An 18,082-nucleotide genomic window follows, 5' to 3' on the forward strand; every position below is an offset into this window, starting at 1 on the left:
TGAGCAGGGAATTTGTCTATTTTTCATTATTTGAATGTTCAATGAAAATAAAATATGATCCTAACGGTTCTTTTCGATAATAAATTGTGATCCTTTAAGGCGAGGAATCGCCTCGTCTTTTTGAGATCGCCTAGCCCAGGAGATCATTCAATGACGAAGCCATTCCCTTCTCGCCTCTGCACCCTTGCTGCTCTAGCCAGCCTCACCGCTTTACCGCTGACCAGCCATGCAAATAGTGATGACGCAGAAATATGTGCCCAGGAAGCTTATGCAATGGGCCTGCGCTATCAACAGCAGTCTGCTGAAGCCGCTGCTCTGCAGCGTCAGGGTTTTGCCCTCGCCACCTACCGGCTTGAGGATCAGATTGAGGCGCATGGTGGCAGCGACGACTTGGCGATCATTACCGACCTGGATGAAACGGTGCTGGATAATAGCGCGCTGTTGGTTCGCGACATGCAGGCGTGCCACGACTACACCACCTGGGACACATGGAAGCATTGGGAGCGTGAAGGCGAACCGCGTTTGATGCCGGGTGCCAAAGCGTTCCTGGATTACGCGGATGAGCAGGGCGTGGCCATTTTTTACGTCTCTGATCGCTACCAGGAGAACGAGGCCGACACTATCGCCACCTTGGAAGCGCTAGAGCTACCCCAAGTCTCTGAACAGAGCGTGATGTTGCTGGGGCCTGCCAAGGCAGAACGCCGCGCGGAAGTGGTGGATAACCACACGCTGGTGATGCAGCTGGGTGATTCCCTTCACGATTTCGCGGGTGACTTCGCGGGCGCCGACCTTGACCAGCAGCATGCGCTTGTTGAAGAGAATGCCGAGCGTTTTGGCAACGATTGGATCGTGTTCCCCAACGCTACCTACGGTGCCTGGAGCGAGGCTGAGTTAGACGCCTGGGAAGCCCCGCATGAAGTGGAGTGATCGGTTAGATAACCACTCCATCCCGCATTAAATAAACGCTGCGCGCCTCGGTTTGGCTATCTGGTTTAGCTGTCATGGGGCGCGTTTTTGTCTGCGTCTTTTTTTCGTGGGTCTTCGCTGTCCTCGTCGAGCCAGGTGCCGCAGCGCAGGCAGTAACGGGCCCGCTTCTCATGGTGGTCGTGACCGCAGCCGGGGCAGGCTTCCTCCGAGTAACGATCCTCGCGTATCGAGCGAATTACCTGAGCGGAGAATACCCCTGTGGGCACGGCGATGATTGAGTAGCCAAGTAGCATCAGAATCATCGTGATTGCTTTGCCTACCGATGTAGCGGGGACAATATCGCCGTAGCCGACCGTTGTCATGCTAACGATAGCCCAGTACATCGACATGGGAATGCTGGTGAAGCCCGCTTCAGGTGATTCAATCGTGTACATCAGGGCCGCGAACAGCGTGATCACCATAAAAATGGCGCTAAAAAACAGCAGTATTTGCCGCATGCTGCGTTTGAGAGCGTCTATGAGCAGGCTAGCTTCGCCGACAAACTCCATCAGGCGCAAAATACGGAAAATGCGCAGCACCCGCAGCAAACGAACAATGACCAACCCATGGGCGCCGGGCACGAGCAGTATTAACCAGGTAGGCAACACGGCAAGCAAGTCGACGATCCCATAAAAACTCTTTAAATAGAGCAAAGGACGTTCCAAGCAGTAGATGCGCAAGGCCAGCTCAAGGGTGAAAAGAAGTGTGAATGTCCACTCAGCTAAGAAAAAAATGTGCCCGTAGTGCGCGGCATAGCTCTCAACGCTACCTAGCAGAATAACCGCGACGCTTAACAAAATCGCTATAATCAAGGCGATATCAAACGCCTTGGCCCCTGGCGTGTCTGACTCGAAAATGACATGAAACAGCCGTGTGCGTAGGCCATCCCCGCCCGGTGTTAAGTGTAAATTCATCGCATCATCCTGAAGTGAGCCTCAATGCCGTTCTAAAAAAGAGTGTTAAACGCTAGCGTAGCGCGGTTTGGTACGCCAAGCGATGGGCGAGCGCTAACGCCGCTTTACCGTAGGCCGCATTGGGCTGGCCGTCCGTATTGAGCGCGCCAGGCAGCGCCTGGGCATAAGCGCGTGCGGTGGCATCCAGTTCGGGGTGTTCGGCGAGGGTGGCCAACGCCTGCTGGGCATCGTTTAGAAAGCTGGCTTGTTGGCTGTCGTGGTAGGCGTCCAGCGCCAGCGTGGCACGGTGCAGCCACTCTGCCGGGGAGTGCGCTTCGGGGAGCGGCCAGTGTTGGGTACTAAGCGCATTGCCACGGGCCGCCTTGCTACTGTCCGAGGGCCGCAGCGCTACCTGTTCAGCAAGGGTTAATGCCAGTGCCCACAGAGCTTCAGGCTCGCCGCCTTTTAATTCGAGCTCTGCTTCGCGAATCGGCGTGCGGTAGCCACCGCTAATAATTTCGCCTTCATCCAATACCAGCTCGACATGACTCTCCTGACCTTGTCCGCCCTCTTTTAGCTGCCAGCTACGCCGTGTGAAGTCGGTGCTGAGTTGGGGGCGAGGGCATCTAGCACACCGCTAAGTTCGCCTTGAAAAGGGGGGAGCTTGGCAATTGAAGCGAGATCCAACTGCGGGCCAGCCACTTGCCACTCCCACTCTTCGCGCTGGGAAAGCCCGCCACCACCTTGGCCAGCGGTTTTCACCGTTTGCAGCACCTGACCATCCACCTGGCGAAGTCGCAGCGCAATATGTGCTTTCGCCAGATCACCCTGAGGGGTATCAAAGTAGGTATTGGTCAGCGATTGTTTACGCACGGCGTGTGAAGCGAGATACGGGTGTTGAGTCAGCGCCGCAGGCCCTGTCGGGGCAAGGGCCAGTTTAAGTTCCACTTCCATGGGGTTTGGGCCTTTCATGACGTTAGCTACCTCGTTATCGTGACATTTAAATGAATATTTGATTACATTTGTGAACTTTTCATGACGGCGGCGGGCGCACTCTTTATACTGGCGCCGCCATTTCCAGGCTCCCCGAAAACAGGCTAAAAGGCATTATGGTTACCTCCAATCCTTTTTCTTCGATGTTTGGCCGCTCGCCATTCCAGCCGTTATTGGCCCATATCGTCAAGACGAATGAGTGTGCCGATCAGCTGTTGCCGTTTTTTGAAGCAACCCTGGTTGATGACTGGGACAAAGCGGCTGAGCTGCGCGAAAACGTCACCCGCCTAGAGCATGACGCCGATACGCTGAAAACAGAACTACGGTTGAACCTGCCCAACACCATGTTTCTTCCGGTGTCGCGCTCCGATCTGCTTGATCTGATCAGCGTGCAGGACAAGATCGCCAACAAGGTGCGTGACATTACCGGCATTATGCTGGGGCGTAAAATGCGCGTGCCGGATGAGCTGGCCGCGCCGATGCGCGACTACATTCGAACCAGCGTTGCCTGCGTGGCGCAAGCGCGTCAAGCGCTAGAAGAGCTCAAGGATCTGCTCGAGTCCGGCTTTGGCAAAAATGTCTCGGATGTGATGCAGAAGATGATCCGTGAGCTGCACACCCTCGAACACCAAGCCGACGACCAACAGATCACCATTCGCCGCCAGCTGTTCAAGCTTGAGAGCCAGCTACCACCAGTGGACGTGATCTTTCTCTACAAGATCATTGAATGGGTTGGCGAACTATCCGACCGCGCCGAGCGCGTGGGTAGCCGTCTGCAGATCCTGACTGCCCGCTAAGGGGACTTTCATGCTGATTATTGCCCAGCACGGTGAAATTTTTATCATCCTGGCCTGTTTGTTTGGCTTTTTCATGGCTTGGGGCGTTGGCGCCAACGACGTGGCCAATGCCATGGGAACCTCGGTGGGGTCGAAAGCGATCACCATCAAACAGGCTATCCTGATTGCGGTCATTTTTGAATTCCTGGGTGCCTGGCTAGCCGGTGGCGAAGTTACCAATACGATCCGTAAAGGTATTATCGACCCCGAACTGCTACAGGACGACCCACAATTGCTGGTCTACGGCATGCTGGCAGCCCTGCTGGCGGCGGGAACATGGCTGCTGGTGGCCTCCATGAAAGGCTGGCCGGTTTCCACGACGCACTCGATTGTCGGCGCGATCGTAGGCTTTGCGGTTGCAGGGCTAGGCCCTGCCACGGTGGACTGGGGTGCGGTAGGCAAGATTGCCGCCAGTTGGGTGGTCTCCCCCTTGTTGGCAGGTACCATCGGTTTCGTGCTGTTTAAATCGGTACACCACCTGATTTTCGAGGACGCCAACCCGTTCACGGCCGCCAAACGCTACGTACCCGGTTATGTGTTTCTGGTGGGCTTCATCGTTTCGATGGTCACGCTGACCAAAGGGTTATCTCATGTGGGGTTGGATCTAACCTTCAATCAGAGCCTGTTGCTGTCGATCCTGCTGGGCCTGGTGATTATGGGCATTGGCCTGATCATGCAGCGGCGTATCAAGTTTGAGCACAATACCAACGACCACTTCGGCTATGCCAACGTTGAGCGTGTGTTCGGCGTGCTGATGATCTTCACCGCCTGTGCCATGGCCTTTGCCCACGGTTCTAACGATGTGGCGAATGCGGTTGGCCCACTGGCGGCAGTCATCAGCGTGGTGCAAACCGGCGGTGAAATTGGCGGCTCTGCACTGGTGCCCTGGTGGGTGCTGGTACTTGGCGGCAGCGGCATCGTGGTGGGTTTGGTCACCTACGGTCATAAAGTCATCGCTACCGTGGGTACCGGGATTACGGAACTGACCCCCAGCCGTGGCTTTGCCGCTACCCTGGCGGCAGCCACGACGGTGGTGCTGGCCTCGGGCACTGGCCTGCCGATTTCCACCACCCACACCCTGGTCGGCGCGATTCTTGGGGTGGGGCTGGCACGCGGCATGGCGGCTTTGAACCTGCGGGTCATCGGCACGATTGCCATGTCGTGGCTGATCACACTACCAGCAGGCGCTGGCCTGGCGATTCTGTTCTTCTTCATGTTTAAAGGTATGTTTGGCTAACGAGAGCAGGCTATTAAATACTTAGTACGCCAACGCTCGAACGTGTTTAAAAGCAGCCAAGTAGTAAAATCACAGCGGCATCTTCATGTTTATCTGCATTAGATCGAGCAGATTTGCATTTGAAGGTGCCGCTGTTTTTCGTGCTCTGGTAAAGTAACTGGAGATTGTTTTTGAGATTGTTTCTTTCACCTGCTGCCGGAGAGCGGCCCTTGGATACGCGCTTCCCCTTTGTTGATTGGTTTCGTAACGCTTCCCCCTACATCAATGCCCACCGGGGGCGAACCTTTGTCATCTTAATTGAAGGCGAAGCCATGGCGTCTGGCCGAGGGGAGCAACTGATTCAGGATTTGGCGCTGCTGCATACCCTGGGTGTGCGACTGGTCGTCGTGTTCGGCATTCGCCCCCAGGTGCACGAGTCGCTAACCGCCGCCGGCGTAGAACCCACGCGCATCGATGGCCGCTGGGTCGCGGATCGCGCGGTGATGGCTCACGTTGAGCAGGTAGCTGCCACCAGCGGCTATGGCTTGAAGCGCGGCTCTCCCTTGGCCTGCCCAGCACGCCGCTGCACGGTGTGGAATTGAGCGTGATCTCCGGCAACCTGGTGACCGCCAAGCCATTAGGCGTGCGCGAAGGGGTGGATTTCGACCACAGCGGCGAAGTGCGTCGGGTGCGTGCCAGCGCCATTGAAGGCCTGCTGGAAAAAGGCTCGCTGGTGCTGCTGCCGCCGCTAGGGTTCTCCAGTACCGGTGAAGTTTTTGATTTAGACGCCTCTGAAGTCGCTCAACACGCCGCCGTGGCGCTGAAAGCCGACAAGCTGATTTTGCTGGGGGAATCCGAAGGCTTGGAAGATGAGCAGGGCGCACTGCTGCGCCAGCTTTCGCCAGCGGAGGCCGAGCCGCGTTTAAGCGCCGCAGTGCCAGGCAGCGAGCTAGCCCGCCACTTACAGGCCGCCTGCACCGCCGCACGGGGGGCGTGGCGCGCACGCACTTGCTCTCCTGGCGCAACCACGATGCCCTGCTGGGTGAGCTGTTCACCCGGGACGGCGTGGGCACCATGATTACCCAGCACCGCTATGAACAGCTGCGCCCAGCCACGCTCAACGATGTAGCGGTCTGCTGGAACTTCTGGAACCGCTAGAGCGCCGGGGCATGCTGGTAGCGCGCTCCCGTGAACGCCTGGAGCACGAAATCGATGACTACATGGTGATCGAGCGTGACGGTATGGTGATTGGCTGCGCCGCGCTGCATGTATTTACGGATACCAGCATTGCCGAACTCGCCTGCGTGGCAGTGCACGACAGCTACCGCGGTGGCGAGCGGGGCGAGCGCCTGGTGGAGGCCATGCGCGCGCGCCCGCCAGCGCGGCTTAACTGAAATCTTCGTGCTGACGACCCACACCGCCCACTGGTTTGTGGAACACGGCTTCCGCGCCGCCAGCCTGGAAGACCTACCCCCGCTGAAACGCGAAACCTACAATCACGCCCGTAAATCGAAGGTGTTGGTTAAGCAATTAGCGTAATTCGCTTATTGAAAATTGGGTGGCTAATTAGCAGCCCTGGTTGAACGTGGCATTAGCGAAAACAGCTCCGGCTGCTTTTGCGCTTCTTGTTGAATAGTGTCGTCAATCGGTGTGTCGTAGGTTTTGAGCAGGTAACCGAGCACCGAGTAGTAAAAACCCACCATGGCGATCAGGTCGATCACTGCTTTGCGTCCGATCGCCTCGGCAAGTTCTGCTTCCTGCTCCTTGGCCAGCATGCGCTCATCGAATAACGCATCCACGGCGTTGACGATAAGACCATCAACGCCTTCGGGAGTACCGCGAATAGCAGTGATCCGGTGTTCGGAGAATCCCAGGGCGAGTGCACGACTAACATGATGGGCCCACTCGTAGGCTGAGCCCATACGTAAACCCGCGCGTAAAATCACCACTTCGGTCAGTTCCGGCCCTAACGCATTCTCCTTAACAACGTGTTGGCGCAAGGGCGCCCACGCTCTAAGCAAGGCCGGGTGATGGGCCATGGTGCGATAAACGTTGAGTGCGCCAGCAAAGCCCTCGCGTAAATCAGGGATCTCCTCAGGCCAGTCGGCATCGGAAATAGGCGGGCAGGGAGAAGAGGGCATGGGTGGGTCTCCTTTCAGATGTTGTTGATTGTGTCATCACTCTGCGATGGCGGCGGTTATGGCCTCGGCAATACGCTCAATGATCAGGTCTACTTCGTCAGGCGCAATGATATAGGGCGGAGCCAGCAAGATATGATCACCGTTAATGCCATCAATAGTGCCGCCCATCGGGTAGCTGATCAGGCCACGCGCCATGGCCTGTCGCTTGATCTTGGCGTAAATCTTTCTAGCCGGATCGAAAGGTGTTTTGTTTTCCCTGTCCGCGACAATCTCGATACCGCGAAACAAGCCCTGCCGCGAATATCGCCCACATGGGGGGATGCGCCGAGCGCCGCTTCAAGGCCGCTCTGTAACCTCGTGCCCATGGCATTGACGTTCGCCAGCGTCTCCGGCCGTGCAATGATCTCAACCACTTTGTTAGCGGCCGCGGCGGCCACAGGGTGGCCAAGATAGGTATGACCATGCTGAAACAGCCCAGACCCATTGGCGAAACTGGCGTAGATGTTGGCCGATAGCATCACCGCGCCGATAGGCTGGTAGCCGCCGCCCAAACCTTTGGCGATCGTGACGATATCCGGGACTACCCCATCTTGTTCGCAGGCGAAGACGGTGCCAGTTCTTCCCATGCCGCACATTACTTCATCGAGGATCAGCAGTACGCCGTATTTATCGCAAATGGCACGCACGCGTTTGAAGTAATCCGCCTCAGAGGCGACCGCCCCTAAGGTGGCACCGACGACGGGTTCGGCAACGAAGGCCATGACTTCTTCAGGGCCAAGTTCCAGAATCTTTGCCTCAAGCTCCTCTGCAAGCCGTGCAGCGTAGGCCTCGGGCGTCTCGTCGGTGCCCTTGTCGCGATACGCATAGCAGGGCGATACATGGTGGGTTTCTGGCAGGATGGGCTGAAACTGCTGGCGCCGCATGGCATTGCCACCGGTTGCCAACGCGCCGATGGTATTGCCGTGGTAGCTCTGGCGTCTGGCAATGATATGCCGTCGCTGGGGCTGATTAATCTCTACAAAGTACTGCCGGGCCATTTTCAGCGCCGCTTCGACGGCTTCTGACCCACCCGACACCAAGTAGACGTAATCCAGCCCTGCGGGGGCTAAATCCACGAGCTTTTCGGCAAGTGCTTCGGCGGCATCGGTAGTGAAAAATGAGGTGTGGGCGTAACAGAGGCTATCGATCTGTGAGCGCATGGCGGCCAGCACTTCCGGGTGGGCGTGTCCTACGCTGGTGACCGCAGCGCCTCCCGAGCCATCCAGATAGCGGCGCCCCGTGGTGTCCGTGATATAGACGCCTTGTGCCGACGCAGCATGAGGCAGTTTCCCGCCGATACCGCGGTGAAGAATACGCGTCATAGCCTCTTTCCCTCATTATCAAACGGTGAGTAATTCATATGACAATGAGATTGGCACACTCACAAAGATGTTTGCAACAAATAAATCATTTAAATATAGTGTGAAACATGTAGATCATTTCTTTGCAGAGCCAACCCTTATTTCTTCACAGAGCCAACTACTATGCAGCCGAGCGATTCGCTGAGAGAGCAGATTATTGCCCAGTACGATGCCATGTCTGCGCAGCTGCAACAGGCCGCTCGCTACGTGCTTGAGCATCCGGAGGAAGTGGCGCTGGTGTCCATGCGCGAGGTGGCGCGCCTAGCGGGTGTGCAACCCGCCACCATGACACGGCTTGCCAAATTCCTGGGGTTATCAGGGTACGACGAACTTCGGGCGCAGCATGCGGCGGCGTTGCGTCAGGGAGGCGATGGCTTTGCGGCCAAGGTTCGCCAGCGGGTAAATGAAGGCAGTGAAAGGGGAGCCAGCGATACCGCTTCGCATATGCTTCAAGGGCTGAGTGCCCAGCTTGCTAAGCTCTGCGAGCCCGATTCACTACGGCAGCTGGAAGCCACCGCCACTAGGCTGAGATCAGCGAGAAAGGTATACGTGCTGGGGTTACGTTCCTGCCATGCCGTTGCCTGGCATTTCCATTACGTGATGACCCTACTGGGCGAGCGCTCGGTGCATCTGGATGGGCCTGGGGGAACCGGCGGAGATGGACTAATTCGTGCCACATCTGAGGATGTATTGCTCGTTATCTCCATCAAACCTTATGCAACAGGGACGCTGGAACTGGCCCAACTGGCAAAAGATAAGGGGGTGGGGATTGTTTCCATCACCGATAGTGAAGTGTCGCCGCTGGTGGGGATGTCAGCGCAGACGATTCTATGCCCCACGGAAACCGATAGCTTTTTTCACACGCTAACCCCGGCATTAGCCGTCTCCGAAGTGCTGTGCAGTTTATTGGCGGAATTCGATAGGCCTAAGACGCTAGACGCTTTGCAGCAAGCGGATGAACACCTCTCGCATCTCAATACGTATGCGACGGCTATCCCCAGGCGGCAGTGAGAAGCGAGGCTTATTGCCCCAACATTACTGTCAGATAAATCCTTCGATAATTACCGAGCGGTAATTATCAGTCGTCTCGTCGGGTTATTAGGATTAAATATTCCCGAGCGGGAATATTTTGGCGTTGCCGTGATTGTATGAACAGTGTTCTAACAAAAGGGTGGCTCAAAGCCACCCCGGGAATGCGCGCTATATCTTATATAAGAAACGCTTAGGTATTTAAGATAACGCCGCCATTCAGGTGCATGGTCTGGCCACTCATGTAGGAGGATTCCTCACTGGCCAAATAGACATAGGCAGGGCCCATTTCGCTGGGCTGCCCGGCGCGCTTCATGGGTACCTGGCCGCCAAATGACGCTACCTTCTCATCTTCAAAGCTGGCGGGAATCAGCGGGGTCCATACCGGCCCTGGCGCTACGGCGTTCACGCGAATGCCACGATCCATCAGCGACATCGCCAACGAACGCACCAGCCCCTGAATAGCGCCCTTGGTGGCGGTGTAATCGATCAGCGTATCGTTGCCCTTAAAGGCATTGATCGACGAGGTGGCAATAATGGTGTCGCCTTCGCTGAGATGCGGCAGGGCAGATTTGCTCAGATAGAAGTGGCTGAAGATATTGGTCTGGAAGGTGCGCAGCAGTTGATCATCGGGGATCTCGGTAATGTCATCCCAGTCGTACTGCTCGGCGGCGTTGTTGATGACGATATTGATTTTGCCGAAGTGGTCGAGGGTGCGCTTAACGATCTCACGGCAAAACGCTGGCGCTGCCACATCGCCTTTCAAAACTAAACAGCGGCGACCTTCGGCCTCCACCAGCCGTTTGGTCTCTTCCGCATCTTTGGTTTCTTTAAGGTGCACGATCACGCTGTCGGCACCTTCGCGGGCATAGTGAACGGCGACTGAACGCCCTATGCCGCTGTCGCCACCGGTAATAATCGCGACCTTGTCCAGTAACTTATCGGCGCCCCGGTAGCTTTCACGGATGTATTCGGGCTCCGGGCGCATGGCGTATTCATCACCAGGCTGTTTATCCTGGTGCTGGGGTGGTTGGTGTTGATCACTCATGTGCGGTCACTCCATTGTTGGCACAATTTGGTTTGCACATACGGTTAGTCATCGTAAAACATCACTTACTAACCACTGTTCAGGCCCTCGTATCCTCGAGTACCTTACACGCTGTAAACGTAGACCAAGGTAGTAACAACGGCAAACCAGGAAGCGAACGCTGAGCAATAAAACGGTTGGTCATGCAGAGAAATGATAGTGGCAGGTTATTGATGCTATCAATATTGCTAATGTAGCTGCTATAAAGCTATTTACTTGTTTTAAGTGTTTGTTTTAAATATTGTTTAATTGCAGTTATGTCGTGGGTGCTTATGAGGGTGAATTGCAAGTTGAAGGGGAAGGGCTACAGTTAAGTCAGCCAGGGATAGGAGGCACCACGAACGCCTCCCACTCTTTCGCTCACCCACTACGGTAAGGAAGAAGCGATGACTCAAGTTCCCGATAAAGACCAGAAGGCCCCTAAAGATCGTGACGATCACCATGATGAGGCCAATCCGATGCCGGATACTCATCATGTAAACCCGGAGTCCGATGACGATAAAAAGTCAGGCAGGGATACCAAGAAATAATCTATGCAACATTGTTTAGGCCAACGCAAAACAACAAAGGCGCTACTTCCGGTAGCGCCTTTTCTATTAGCGCTAAACCTCTATGTTAATAGAGGACGTTGATACGGCAACGTCACCTAGCGAGGTAGGCAGCAACTGACCCAATGAGGAGTAGAGGGCTTCAGAAGTGGATGCTGCAACCGCTCGATCCGTCTTTTCCATGGCTTCTTCAGCTTTCTTTAGCTCACGACGAGCTTCTTTATCTTCTTCATTCAGCCGAACCTTAAGTTCGTTAACCGCTTCGCGCAGCGCTTTCTGAGCGTCAGTCAGTACGCCGCGGAGTGCGTGTTCACTAGCGCTGGGGCCATTGGATTTCGAGCGGTTGTCTTCATTCTGAATGAGGTTAGGTAGGCTTGGTAATACGCCGAGCTCGGTGGATTCATCGCTTTCAGGCTCGCCCGCTGCCTTCTCGGCCTCTTGCTCAGCAGCCTTTTCAGCATCATCTTCGGCTGTTTGCGCACTGGCTTCGGCTTGCTGCGCGTCACTGGAAACCGTTGCCTGAGCGCTCTCATCGCCACCCGCCGGGGCCCCGCTGATTCGGCTCCGCTGGTTTGAGCCACGGCCGGTTGAGCTGCTGTCGTGGGAACTGCTGGCGTTGCAACCACGGACGGGATAGCGGTCATGCCAGAACCTCCGCCACCTTGGTTGTTCAACAGCTTAGCCGCACCGGCAAGCTCACGGGCGATGCTCTTGAGCTCCTTGGCCATGTTTTTAAGCTGTTCAGGAGAGGCGAAGGCCATCATGGCTTTCAGCATTTCAATCCGCTGGCGCAGGAAGCCCACTTTATCGGTGGCCTGCTGCTGGGAGGCTTCCTTTGGAGTAGGCAGCGACGCCAAGCTTTCCAGCGCTTCCTGCTGCTTTTTAAGACGCTTTGTGAACGGGTCGTCTTCAGCAGGATCGCTCTTTTGGGGGGCGACGCGGGTAGGCGTTAAAAACTGCGGCTTATCTTGGCGCTGATTAATTAGTGTAAAAGACGAAAATCCAATCTTCATGGCGGTATCCTCTCCTCATTGTTAGAAGATATCGGCCATTTAACTTAGGTCTTTAACCCCCGGACTTTAAACGTCGCTTAACTTCCACGCTTAGCCTGCCTTCACCTAGCTTCAGTTTCAGCTTCTGGCCGGGCTGGGTATCTTCCGCGCGGCGAATGACCTGGCCCTGCTCATCCTGGGCAATTGCATAGCCACGCCCCAGCACCGCTAGCGGGCTGACCGCGTTTAACTCCCGTGCGGCGGCTTTCAAGCGTGCCTGTCGGCTCTCCAACTGGCGCTGCATCGCACTCCCCAAACGGCGCTGTAACTGGCTCACACGCTCGCTTTCTGCACGGTGCAACCGCGCCATATCCTGGCTGGCCAAGCGCCTGCTCAGCTGTGTCACCTGGGCTTTCTGCTGGCCGAGCGTTAACTGCATGGCGCGATTCAAGCGCTGATTAAGGGCGGTTAAGTGCTGGCGCTGACGGTTGAGCTGTTCGCCGGGGTGGCGCAGCTTGGCGCGCAGGGTATCCAGCCGCTGGCTGTCGCGCTCTAAACGCGCTTGCATGGCCCGCTGCAAACGGCTGTGTTGATGCTCCAGCTGGTGCTTAAGGGTGTTTTGATCCGGTACCAAGCGCTCGGCGGCGGCCGATGGGGTAGGCGCGCGCATATCCGCGGCAAAATCCGCCAGGGTGATATCCACCTCGTGACCCACCGCCGACATCACCGGCAGCCGGGAGTGAAAAATCGCCCGCGCCAGGTGTTCGTTATTAAACGCCCAGAGGTCTTCCAGGCTACCGCCACCGCGAGTGATCAGAATCACGTCCCGCTCAGGGTCTAGCCGCGCCTGACGGTTAAGCAGCGCCAGTGCTGAAATCATCGCCGGGGCAGCTTCGGCACCTTGAACGGGCACCGGAATCAACGTCACGTCCGCCAGTGGCCAGCGTGCTTCCAGCACCGCCAGCACATCGCGAATGGCCGCCCCGGTGGCGGAGCTCAAAATCAGCAGCTTGCGGGGCGGGAAGGGCAGCGGCCGGGCGTTGGCAAACACACCTTCGCCCTCTAGCTGCGCTTTCAAACGCTCAAAGGCTGCCAGCAGTTCCCCCAGGCCCGCCGCCTGCACAGCATCGGCAATTAGTTGGTAGTCGCCGCGGGGCTCGAACAGCGACACCCGCCCGCGCAGCTTGACTTGATCACCATCGCGCATCGGCGCCGAGACAAACCGCGCCCGCTGACGAAACAGCGCACAGCGAATCTGCGCCCGGTCATCCTTCAACGTGAAATAAACATGCCCGGAAGCGGGGCGAGAAACGTTAGAGAGCTCGCCCTCCACCCACACCTCGCCCACATCGCGCTCAAGGGTTTGCTTGGCGCGCTGGTTGAGTTGGCTGACGGAGAGTGTTTGGGAGGGTGTTTGGGTCATGGCGGATATCTGAATACAGGGCACTGTAGCCTAGCATCAAATACTAGCTCTCATCGAATAGAGCGGGGCAAATTCGTTGCCCCGCAAGCGCTAGCGATGCTGAGAACGTCGACGAATCCATTCGCCGGGAAGGGTTAGCAACAAGCAGCAACACATCATTAGCAGCGCAAGAAGAGCAACAGAAGCCATATCAGACCCTGCGTCGGAAATATTGCTGTAAAGCAGGAGCGGTAGCAGGTTGATCTGTGAACCGGTAAGCGCCAGGGCCGTACCATAGGCGCCAAAAGCCACTGCAGCACAAAGGCTCCAGGAGGAGATCAACGCAGGCAGTAACGGCGGTAGGTACACGTCACGAATTTGCTGCCACCGAGAGGCACCAAAGCTTTCGGCCATCACCAGTTGGCGGCGGTCAAGCCCTTGAACCACAGGCAGCATCAGTAACACCACGCGGGGTACCAAGAAGTAGGCATACACCAACACCAATCCCTGTGGGGTATACACAAAGCGGCCAAACCATGCCGGGTCTACGCCCAGGGATGCCAGGGACAGTGTGATAAAGCCTGCCCGCCCCAACAAGAGGATAAAACCATATGCCACAATCAAGCCGCTGAAAATCAGCGGGAGAGAGATCAGCCAGAGAAGAAAAAAGCGTCGCCGTTCCGGCTGATGATAGAGAAACTCAGCAATCACGACACCAACGATGACCGACAAGAGCGCAGTGCTAATGGATAAAGCAACGCTGGTTATTAAGCTTTTAAACACCAGCCCTTCGTCAAGAAGACGAGCACCCGTGACCAAAGGTGACTCAAGCGCTGCAATGATCAGCAGTGTCAGCGGCACCATAAAAAACAGCGTGTAAATAATGCCGCTGGGTAGAACCAGCGGCAAAACGCTAAAAAAGCGCAGGCGAGGCATGGCGTGGCCTTATTGATTAAGGACGTGCTGAGTCCACTGGTGGCTGAGGTCAGCGCTAATGCTCGACGCTTTTTGCACATCCAGCGGGCGAATCTGCGGCGCCTCTACCAGCGTGTCGGGCAGCTCGATATCTCCGTTGACAGGGCGAACAAATCCTTCTGCAAAGGTACGTTGACCCTCGTCCGACATGACATAGTTGAGCCATAGGCGTCCGGCATTCGGGTTTGGCCCGTTTTTGACCAGTGAAATAGCGTACGGCGCTGCGACCGACGCCTCTTCGGGGATCACCACCGCAGCGTTGTCGCCCATGCCATCGGTAATGCTGGCTTTTAGACCGTCGTTTTCATAGCCAATCCAGATGGGAATTTCACCGCGTACGAACTGCGCGTAGGGCGTGGTACCGACCACACGGGCAACATTGCCGATGCGGCTCAATTCCGCAAGATAATCGATGCCCGGCGTTAAATTATCGAGATCGCCTCCCATTGCATAGTTGGCCGCCAGGGTGAGGACTTGGCCTTGCCCGGTCGAGCGCGGGTCAAGGTACACAATGCTGTTACGGTACTGCTCATCGAGCAGGTCTTCCCAGCTTTGCGGCACTTCATCGACTAACTGGGTATTAACGATAAAGGCCACGTTCAAGGAGTGGATCGTGAACCACTCACCCGCGTCTGCTTTGAAGACATCGGGAATGCTGTCGAAATTGATGGGGTAAAGGGGCTTAACAGCTCTTTTTCATAAGCATTAATGGCGGAAGAGGCGTAGTAGTAGGCGGTATCGGCCTGGGGGCGGTTGCGGGCCTGCTCCAAAGCGACCACGGTGGCACCCGAGCCTAGGTCGTTAAAAACAATTTGAACACCCGGGTAGCGTTCCGTGAAACGGTTGAACTGGCTTTGCCAATTGGCCCAGGTGGGGCCGGTATCAAACGATACAACCAGCCCTTCTTCCTGGGCGGCATCGTAGAGGGCTTGCTCGCCGTCGTAGAGCTCAGCGTCAAGCGTGTTAGCCGCATACGCTGATAAAGGCAGCAGACTAAGGGCGGAGAGTAGGCAGTAAGCAAAAGAGCGTTGCATGGTAGTACCTCAGCGATTGAACAGGTGGATATGAGTGGGAGGAAGCGCCACGTGAGTGATGTGATCCGGCATTGAAGCCGACTCAAGCGACAACGTGGTAGTGCCGCAGAGAAGGTACTGACGTTGCTGGGCGCCCAGAAACTGCCTCTCTATCACCGTGGCAGGCGCCTGGTTAGCGATATCGCTAGCTGGGTTGGCAATAATGGCTTCGGGACGAATCATGGCGCGTACGGTCTGCCCCGTCGTGAAGGCGTGTGGTGCCACTTCTAAGATGCCTAGGTCGGCGGTTTCAATCCGCTGCGAATCGAGCACCTGGGCGTCGATAAAGTTGGTACGGCCAATGAAACGTGCAACGGCCTCATTCACTGGTTGCGTATAAAGCTGGTGCGGAGAACTATGCTGAAGGAGCTTGCCCTGCTCAAGAATGGCGACGTGATCGCCTAGCATCAGCGCCTCTTCTTGATCATGGGTGATCATTAGCGTGGTGACGCCGAATTGACGCTGTATATGCTTGAGCTCCTGGCGCATCGACTCCCGCCGGGAAGCGTCGAGCGCCGAAAACGGTTCGTCGAGCAGAAGTGCACGGGGCTCGAATACCAGCGCACGGGCAATGGCTACTCGCTGTTGCTGGCCACCGGAAAGTTGGGAAGGATAGTAATGTTCCAACGCCTCAAGGCCTACATCATGGAGGATCTTGCGGGCGCGTCGGTGGCGCTCTCCCTGGCGAACACCTTTAACCTTAAGCGGGTAGGCGACGTTGCCAAGCACTGTCATATGGTTGAAAAGCACATAATCCTGCAGCACGATTCCCAGCCCGCGCTCGCCGCATGAGAGCTGGGTAACATCCTGATGATCAAGTAGAACGCGCCCTTGAAGCGGGGTGAGGAAGCCCGCGATAAGCTGTAAAAGCGTACTTTTTCCCGATCCGCTGGCACCCACCACCACAAGAAATTCGCCCGTTTCTACCTGCAGGTTGATGTCGTGAACACCCACGCTGCTATGGGGGTAGTGGAACTGGATGTTTTCTAGCGCAATCATTGCGGTAACTCCCGGGAAGAGGGTCGGCCCAGCCGCCACTGCACCAGGGTGGAAAACAGCGAGAACAGCAGTGCGAGTGAAAGCAGGAAAAGCGTTGCGGCGCAGGCGAAGCCCGTCGTGCGGTAAAACGCTTGGATCAACACCACTGGGTAGGGCTGGGTCATAAAACCTGAAATCAGGTTGCTCAGCTCAAACTCGCCAATCGACAGCGCTGCAACCGTTAAGCTGCCGGTGAATACCGAGCGATATACCAGTGGCAAATAGAGGTGCACAAAACGTTGCCACTCGGCTGCCCCAAGGGACTGGGCCATGCGTTCATACGCCTTGAGGGGAGAGGCCTCGATATCGGCATATACGGTGTAGAAAAGGTAGGGGAAGGTAACCACCACATGGCCTGCTACCAGCAGCCAGGGGCTACCCAGCCAGGGCAGCATGGCGGTACTAAAGGCCAAAATAAAAGCAAAGCCTATGACCAATTGGGGAACGGCTACTGGCAGCATGACCAGAAGACGCGTGATGCTCTGCGCCACGGCAGGGAACTTGAGCGTGACGCCATACACCAGTGGTACGACGAGTAATATATTGATCAGGCAGGTGGTCAAGGCCAGCTTGAAGGTCGTTACCATCGCATTTCGATAGGTGGCGTCTTCCCATACCGTGATAAACCAACGCCAGGTTAGCCCCTCAGGTAGCAGCGTGTTGCTCCAATGGTCACCGAAAGCGCCTATAAGCAGGAGTACGATAGGGGCCAACAAGTAAACCAAGTAACCATAAGTGATCAATCGCATGTCTGACCCCTAACCACGATTAAATATAAATGACCATAATGTAAGATTTTGATCGTTTGTTGATATATTCATGACGGTTGTGTGACTCCCCATAGGTGGGCAGCCGTGAGGCGCAGGGCTTCCTCTACACTGCTGACAGGTGTAATGCCTTCAGCAGTGGGGGCGTCCGGGAAGGTGAGTACAGGCTTGTCAAAATGGCGGCCAAAGGCCACCTCGGTGTGGGTGCCCAAGCTTCCGCCAACGGCGATCAGCAGCACACTGGCTCGGGCGATAAGCACGTTGCGTGCCTCGCCCAAGCCGCTGGCAATAGGTAGGGTAACCCAAGGATTGGCAGCCTCTGCGTGGGTATCGGGAAGCAGGCCGATGACCTCGCCTCCTTGAAGTGCGGCTCCCTTGCTGGCCGCTTCCATAACGCCGCCCCGGCCACCGCATAACAGCGGAATGCCCAGCTCGGCCAGCCCCGAGCCTAAGGCATAGGCTATTTCAAGCTGGCGCTGGGTGGCCTCGCGAGGCCCAATCACGCCCACCGGAGGCCGCTGCATCGGCGTGTTACTGCGCTTTAATGCAATCAGCGCTTCGCGGGGCTGGCAGGGGGATTGCAGTACGGCTGGCCAGTCGGCCTCGCCAAGCGGACGCATTTTGGGCAATAGCGGCTCACCTGCTTGGGTCGTGATACGCTGGCGTTTATCAAGATAAATTTGTAATGTCTGAGTCATGTTTTGATCAAAATGTAAGAATTTGATC

16 protein-coding genes and 3 pseudogenes are annotated in these 18,082 nt (G+C 56.3%); 6 read left to right on the top strand and 13 right to left on the bottom strand.

Going from position 1 to position 18,082, the window contains the following annotated elements; all coding sequences use genetic code 11:
• Window positions 1–150: 150 nt before the first annotated feature.
• Complete coding sequence (locus tag FDY98_RS03705) at window positions 151–927, top strand: 5'-nucleotidase, lipoprotein e(P4) family (RefSeq protein WP_022519942.1); 777 nt, start codon at window positions 151–153, stop codon at window positions 925–927.
• 65 nt (window positions 928–992) lie between these two features.
• Here the strand turns inward: FDY98_RS03705 and FDY98_RS03710 are convergent, their stop codons facing one another.
• Both FDY98_RS03710 and FDY98_RS29265 read right to left on the bottom strand, forming a co-directional pair.
• A complete protein-coding gene (locus FDY98_RS03710) occupies window positions 993–1,880 on the bottom strand; it encodes an ion transporter (protein ID WP_027957340.1) in 888 nt (295 codons plus the stop codon).
• A gap of 52 nt (window positions 1,881–1,932) precedes the next feature.
• A pseudogene (locus tag FDY98_RS29265) lies at window positions 1,933–2,831 on the bottom strand (CYTH domain-containing protein).
• A 137-nt stretch (window positions 2,832–2,968) separates the two neighbouring features.
• Between FDY98_RS29265 and FDY98_RS03720 the strand changes: the two are divergent.
• From FDY98_RS03720 to argA, 3 genes and pseudogenes are all read left to right on the top strand, one after another.
• A complete protein-coding gene (locus tag FDY98_RS03720; protein ID WP_009286796.1) occupies window positions 2,969–3,649 on the top strand; it encodes a TIGR00153 family protein in 681 nt (226 codons plus the stop codon).
• 10 nt (window positions 3,650–3,659) lie between these two features.
• Window positions 3,660–4,925, top strand: a complete 1,266-nt coding sequence (locus tag FDY98_RS03725; RefSeq protein WP_027957338.1) for an inorganic phosphate transporter — start codon at window positions 3,660–3,662, stop codon at window positions 4,923–4,925.
• Between the two features lie 209 nt (window positions 4,926–5,134).
• Window positions 5,135–6,443, top strand: a pseudogene (argA, locus tag FDY98_RS03730) (amino-acid N-acetyltransferase).
• Window positions 6,444–6,466: 23 nt separating this feature from the next.
• Here the strand turns inward: argA and FDY98_RS03735 are convergent.
• Window positions 6,467–7,045 (bottom strand): carboxymuconolactone decarboxylase family protein, encoded by a 579-nt coding sequence (locus FDY98_RS03735; protein ID WP_155705682.1) that lies wholly within the window; start codon window positions 7,043–7,045, stop codon window positions 6,467–6,469.
• A gap of 36 nt (window positions 7,046–7,081) precedes the next feature.
• Window positions 7,082–8,406, bottom strand: a pseudogene (locus FDY98_RS03740) (aspartate aminotransferase family protein).
• A gap of 162 nt (window positions 8,407–8,568) precedes the next feature.
• Here FDY98_RS03740 and FDY98_RS03745 point away from each other — a divergent pair.
• Window positions 8,569–9,456: a MurR/RpiR family transcriptional regulator gene (locus tag FDY98_RS03745; protein ID WP_027957335.1), complete on the top strand. Its 888-nt coding sequence runs from the start codon at window positions 8,569–8,571 to the stop codon at window positions 9,454–9,456.
• Window positions 9,457–9,667: 211 nt separating this feature from the next.
• Here FDY98_RS03745 and FDY98_RS03750 read toward each other — a convergent pair whose 3' ends face one another.
• Entirely contained in the window at window positions 9,668–10,522 is an 855-nt protein-coding gene (locus tag FDY98_RS03750; RefSeq protein ID WP_027957334.1) for an SDR family oxidoreductase, read from the bottom strand.
• Window positions 10,523–10,947: 425 nt separating this feature from the next.
• Here FDY98_RS03750 and FDY98_RS25865 point away from each other — a divergent pair, with 425 nt between their 5' ends.
• Window positions 10,948–11,091 (top strand): hypothetical protein, encoded by a 144-nt coding sequence (locus FDY98_RS25865; protein WP_196518084.1) that lies wholly within the window; start codon window positions 10,948–10,950, stop codon window positions 11,089–11,091.
• A 305-nt stretch (window positions 11,092–11,396) separates the two neighbouring features.
• On the opposite strand, the gene FDY98_RS03755 is transcribed toward FDY98_RS25865, so the two are convergent.
• The 8 genes from FDY98_RS03755 to FDY98_RS03785 form a co-directional block, all read right to left on the bottom strand.
• Complete coding sequence (locus FDY98_RS03755) at window positions 11,397–12,122, bottom strand: hypothetical protein (RefSeq protein WP_340146687.1); 726 nt, start codon at window positions 12,120–12,122, stop codon at window positions 11,397–11,399.
• Window positions 12,123–12,174: 52 nt separating this feature from the next.
• A complete protein-coding gene (xseA, locus tag FDY98_RS03760; RefSeq protein WP_027957332.1) occupies window positions 12,175–13,524 on the bottom strand; it encodes an exodeoxyribonuclease VII large subunit in 1,350 nt (449 codons plus the stop codon).
• A 90-nt stretch (window positions 13,525–13,614) separates the two neighbouring features.
• Window positions 13,615–14,439, bottom strand: a complete 825-nt coding sequence (locus FDY98_RS03765) for an ABC transporter permease (RefSeq protein ID WP_009286803.1) — start codon at window positions 14,437–14,439, stop codon at window positions 13,615–13,617.
• Between the two features lie 9 nt (window positions 14,440–14,448).
• Window positions 14,449–15,147: an extracellular solute-binding protein gene (locus FDY98_RS03770; RefSeq protein WP_196518205.1), complete on the bottom strand. Its 699-nt coding sequence runs from the start codon at window positions 15,145–15,147 to the stop codon at window positions 14,449–14,451.
• Window positions 15,078–15,512 carry a hypothetical protein gene (locus FDY98_RS25870; protein WP_196518086.1) on the bottom strand — a complete coding sequence of 145 codons (435 nt, stop codon included), beginning with the start codon at window positions 15,510–15,512 and terminating at the stop codon, window positions 15,078–15,080. Before FDY98_RS25870 ends, FDY98_RS03770 begins: the two co-directional genes overlap by 70 nt.
• 9 nt (window positions 15,513–15,521) lie before the next feature.
• Window positions 15,522–16,550, bottom strand: a complete 1,029-nt coding sequence (locus FDY98_RS03775) for an ABC transporter ATP-binding protein (RefSeq protein WP_027957329.1) — start codon at window positions 16,548–16,550, stop codon at window positions 15,522–15,524.
• Window positions 16,547–17,338 carry an ABC transporter permease gene (locus FDY98_RS03780; protein WP_027957328.1) on the bottom strand — a complete coding sequence of 264 codons (792 nt, stop codon included), beginning with the start codon at window positions 17,336–17,338 and terminating at the stop codon, window positions 16,547–16,549. Before FDY98_RS03780 ends, FDY98_RS03775 begins: the two co-directional genes overlap by 4 nt.
• A gap of 68 nt (window positions 17,339–17,406) precedes the next feature.
• Window positions 17,407–18,054 (bottom strand): DNA-processing protein DprA, encoded by a 648-nt coding sequence (locus FDY98_RS03785; RefSeq protein ID WP_101148381.1) that lies wholly within the window; start codon window positions 18,052–18,054, stop codon window positions 17,407–17,409.
• Window positions 18,055–18,082: the final 28 nt, after the last annotated feature.

This window comes from Halomonas sp. PA16-9 (assembly GCF_009728585.1).
Taxonomy (GTDB): domain Bacteria; phylum Pseudomonadota; class Gammaproteobacteria; order Pseudomonadales; family Halomonadaceae; genus Vreelandella; species Vreelandella titanicae.

What these genes read in the sequence shown, in the direction of transcription:
- FDY98_RS03785 (WP_101148381.1), bottom strand. Translation starts at nt 18,054, where the DNA reads ATGACTCAGACATTACAAATTTATCTTGATAAACGCCAGCGTATCACG.
- FDY98_RS03745 (WP_027957335.1), top strand. Translation starts at nt 8,569, where the DNA reads ATGCAGCCGAGCGATTCGCTGAGAGAGCAGATTATTGCCCAGTACGAT.
- FDY98_RS03750 (WP_027957334.1), bottom strand. Translation starts at nt 10,522, where the DNA reads ATGAGTGATCAACACCAACCACCCCAGCACCAGGATAAACAGCCTGGT.
- FDY98_RS03720 (WP_009286796.1), top strand. Translation starts at nt 2,969, where the DNA reads ATGGTTACCTCCAATCCTTTTTCTTCGATGTTTGGCCGCTCGCCATTC.
- FDY98_RS03725 (WP_027957338.1), top strand. Translation starts at nt 3,660, where the DNA reads ATGCTGATTATTGCCCAGCACGGTGAAATTTTTATCATCCTGGCCTGT.
- FDY98_RS25870 (WP_196518086.1), bottom strand. Translation starts at nt 15,512, where the DNA reads ATGCAACGCTCTTTTGCTTACTGCCTACTCTCCGCCCTTAGTCTGCTG.
- FDY98_RS25865 (WP_196518084.1), top strand. Translation starts at nt 10,948, where the DNA reads ATGACTCAAGTTCCCGATAAAGACCAGAAGGCCCCTAAAGATCGTGAC.
- xseA (WP_027957332.1), bottom strand. Translation starts at nt 13,524, where the DNA reads ATGACCCAAACACCCTCCCAAACACTCTCCGTCAGCCAACTCAACCAG.
- FDY98_RS03710 (WP_027957340.1), bottom strand. Translation starts at nt 1,880, where the DNA reads ATGAATTTACACTTAACACCGGGCGGGGATGGCCTACGCACACGGCTG.
- FDY98_RS03765 (WP_009286803.1), bottom strand. Translation starts at nt 14,439, where the DNA reads ATGCCTCGCCTGCGCTTTTTTAGCGTTTTGCCGCTGGTTCTACCCAGC.
- FDY98_RS03775 (WP_027957329.1), bottom strand. Translation starts at nt 16,550, where the DNA reads ATGATTGCGCTAGAAAACATCCAGTTCCACTACCCCCATAGCAGCGTG.
- FDY98_RS03735 (WP_155705682.1), bottom strand. Translation starts at nt 7,045, where the DNA reads ATGCCCTCTTCTCCCTGCCCGCCTATTTCCGATGCCGACTGGCCTGAG.
- FDY98_RS03705 (WP_022519942.1), top strand. Translation starts at nt 151, where the DNA reads ATGACGAAGCCATTCCCTTCTCGCCTCTGCACCCTTGCTGCTCTAGCC.
- FDY98_RS03780 (WP_027957328.1), bottom strand. Translation starts at nt 17,338, where the DNA reads ATGCGATTGATCACTTATGGTTACTTGGTTTACTTGTTGGCCCCTATC.
- FDY98_RS03755 (WP_340146687.1), bottom strand. Translation starts at nt 12,122, where the DNA reads ATGAAGATTGGATTTTCGTCTTTTACACTAATTAATCAGCGCCAAGAT.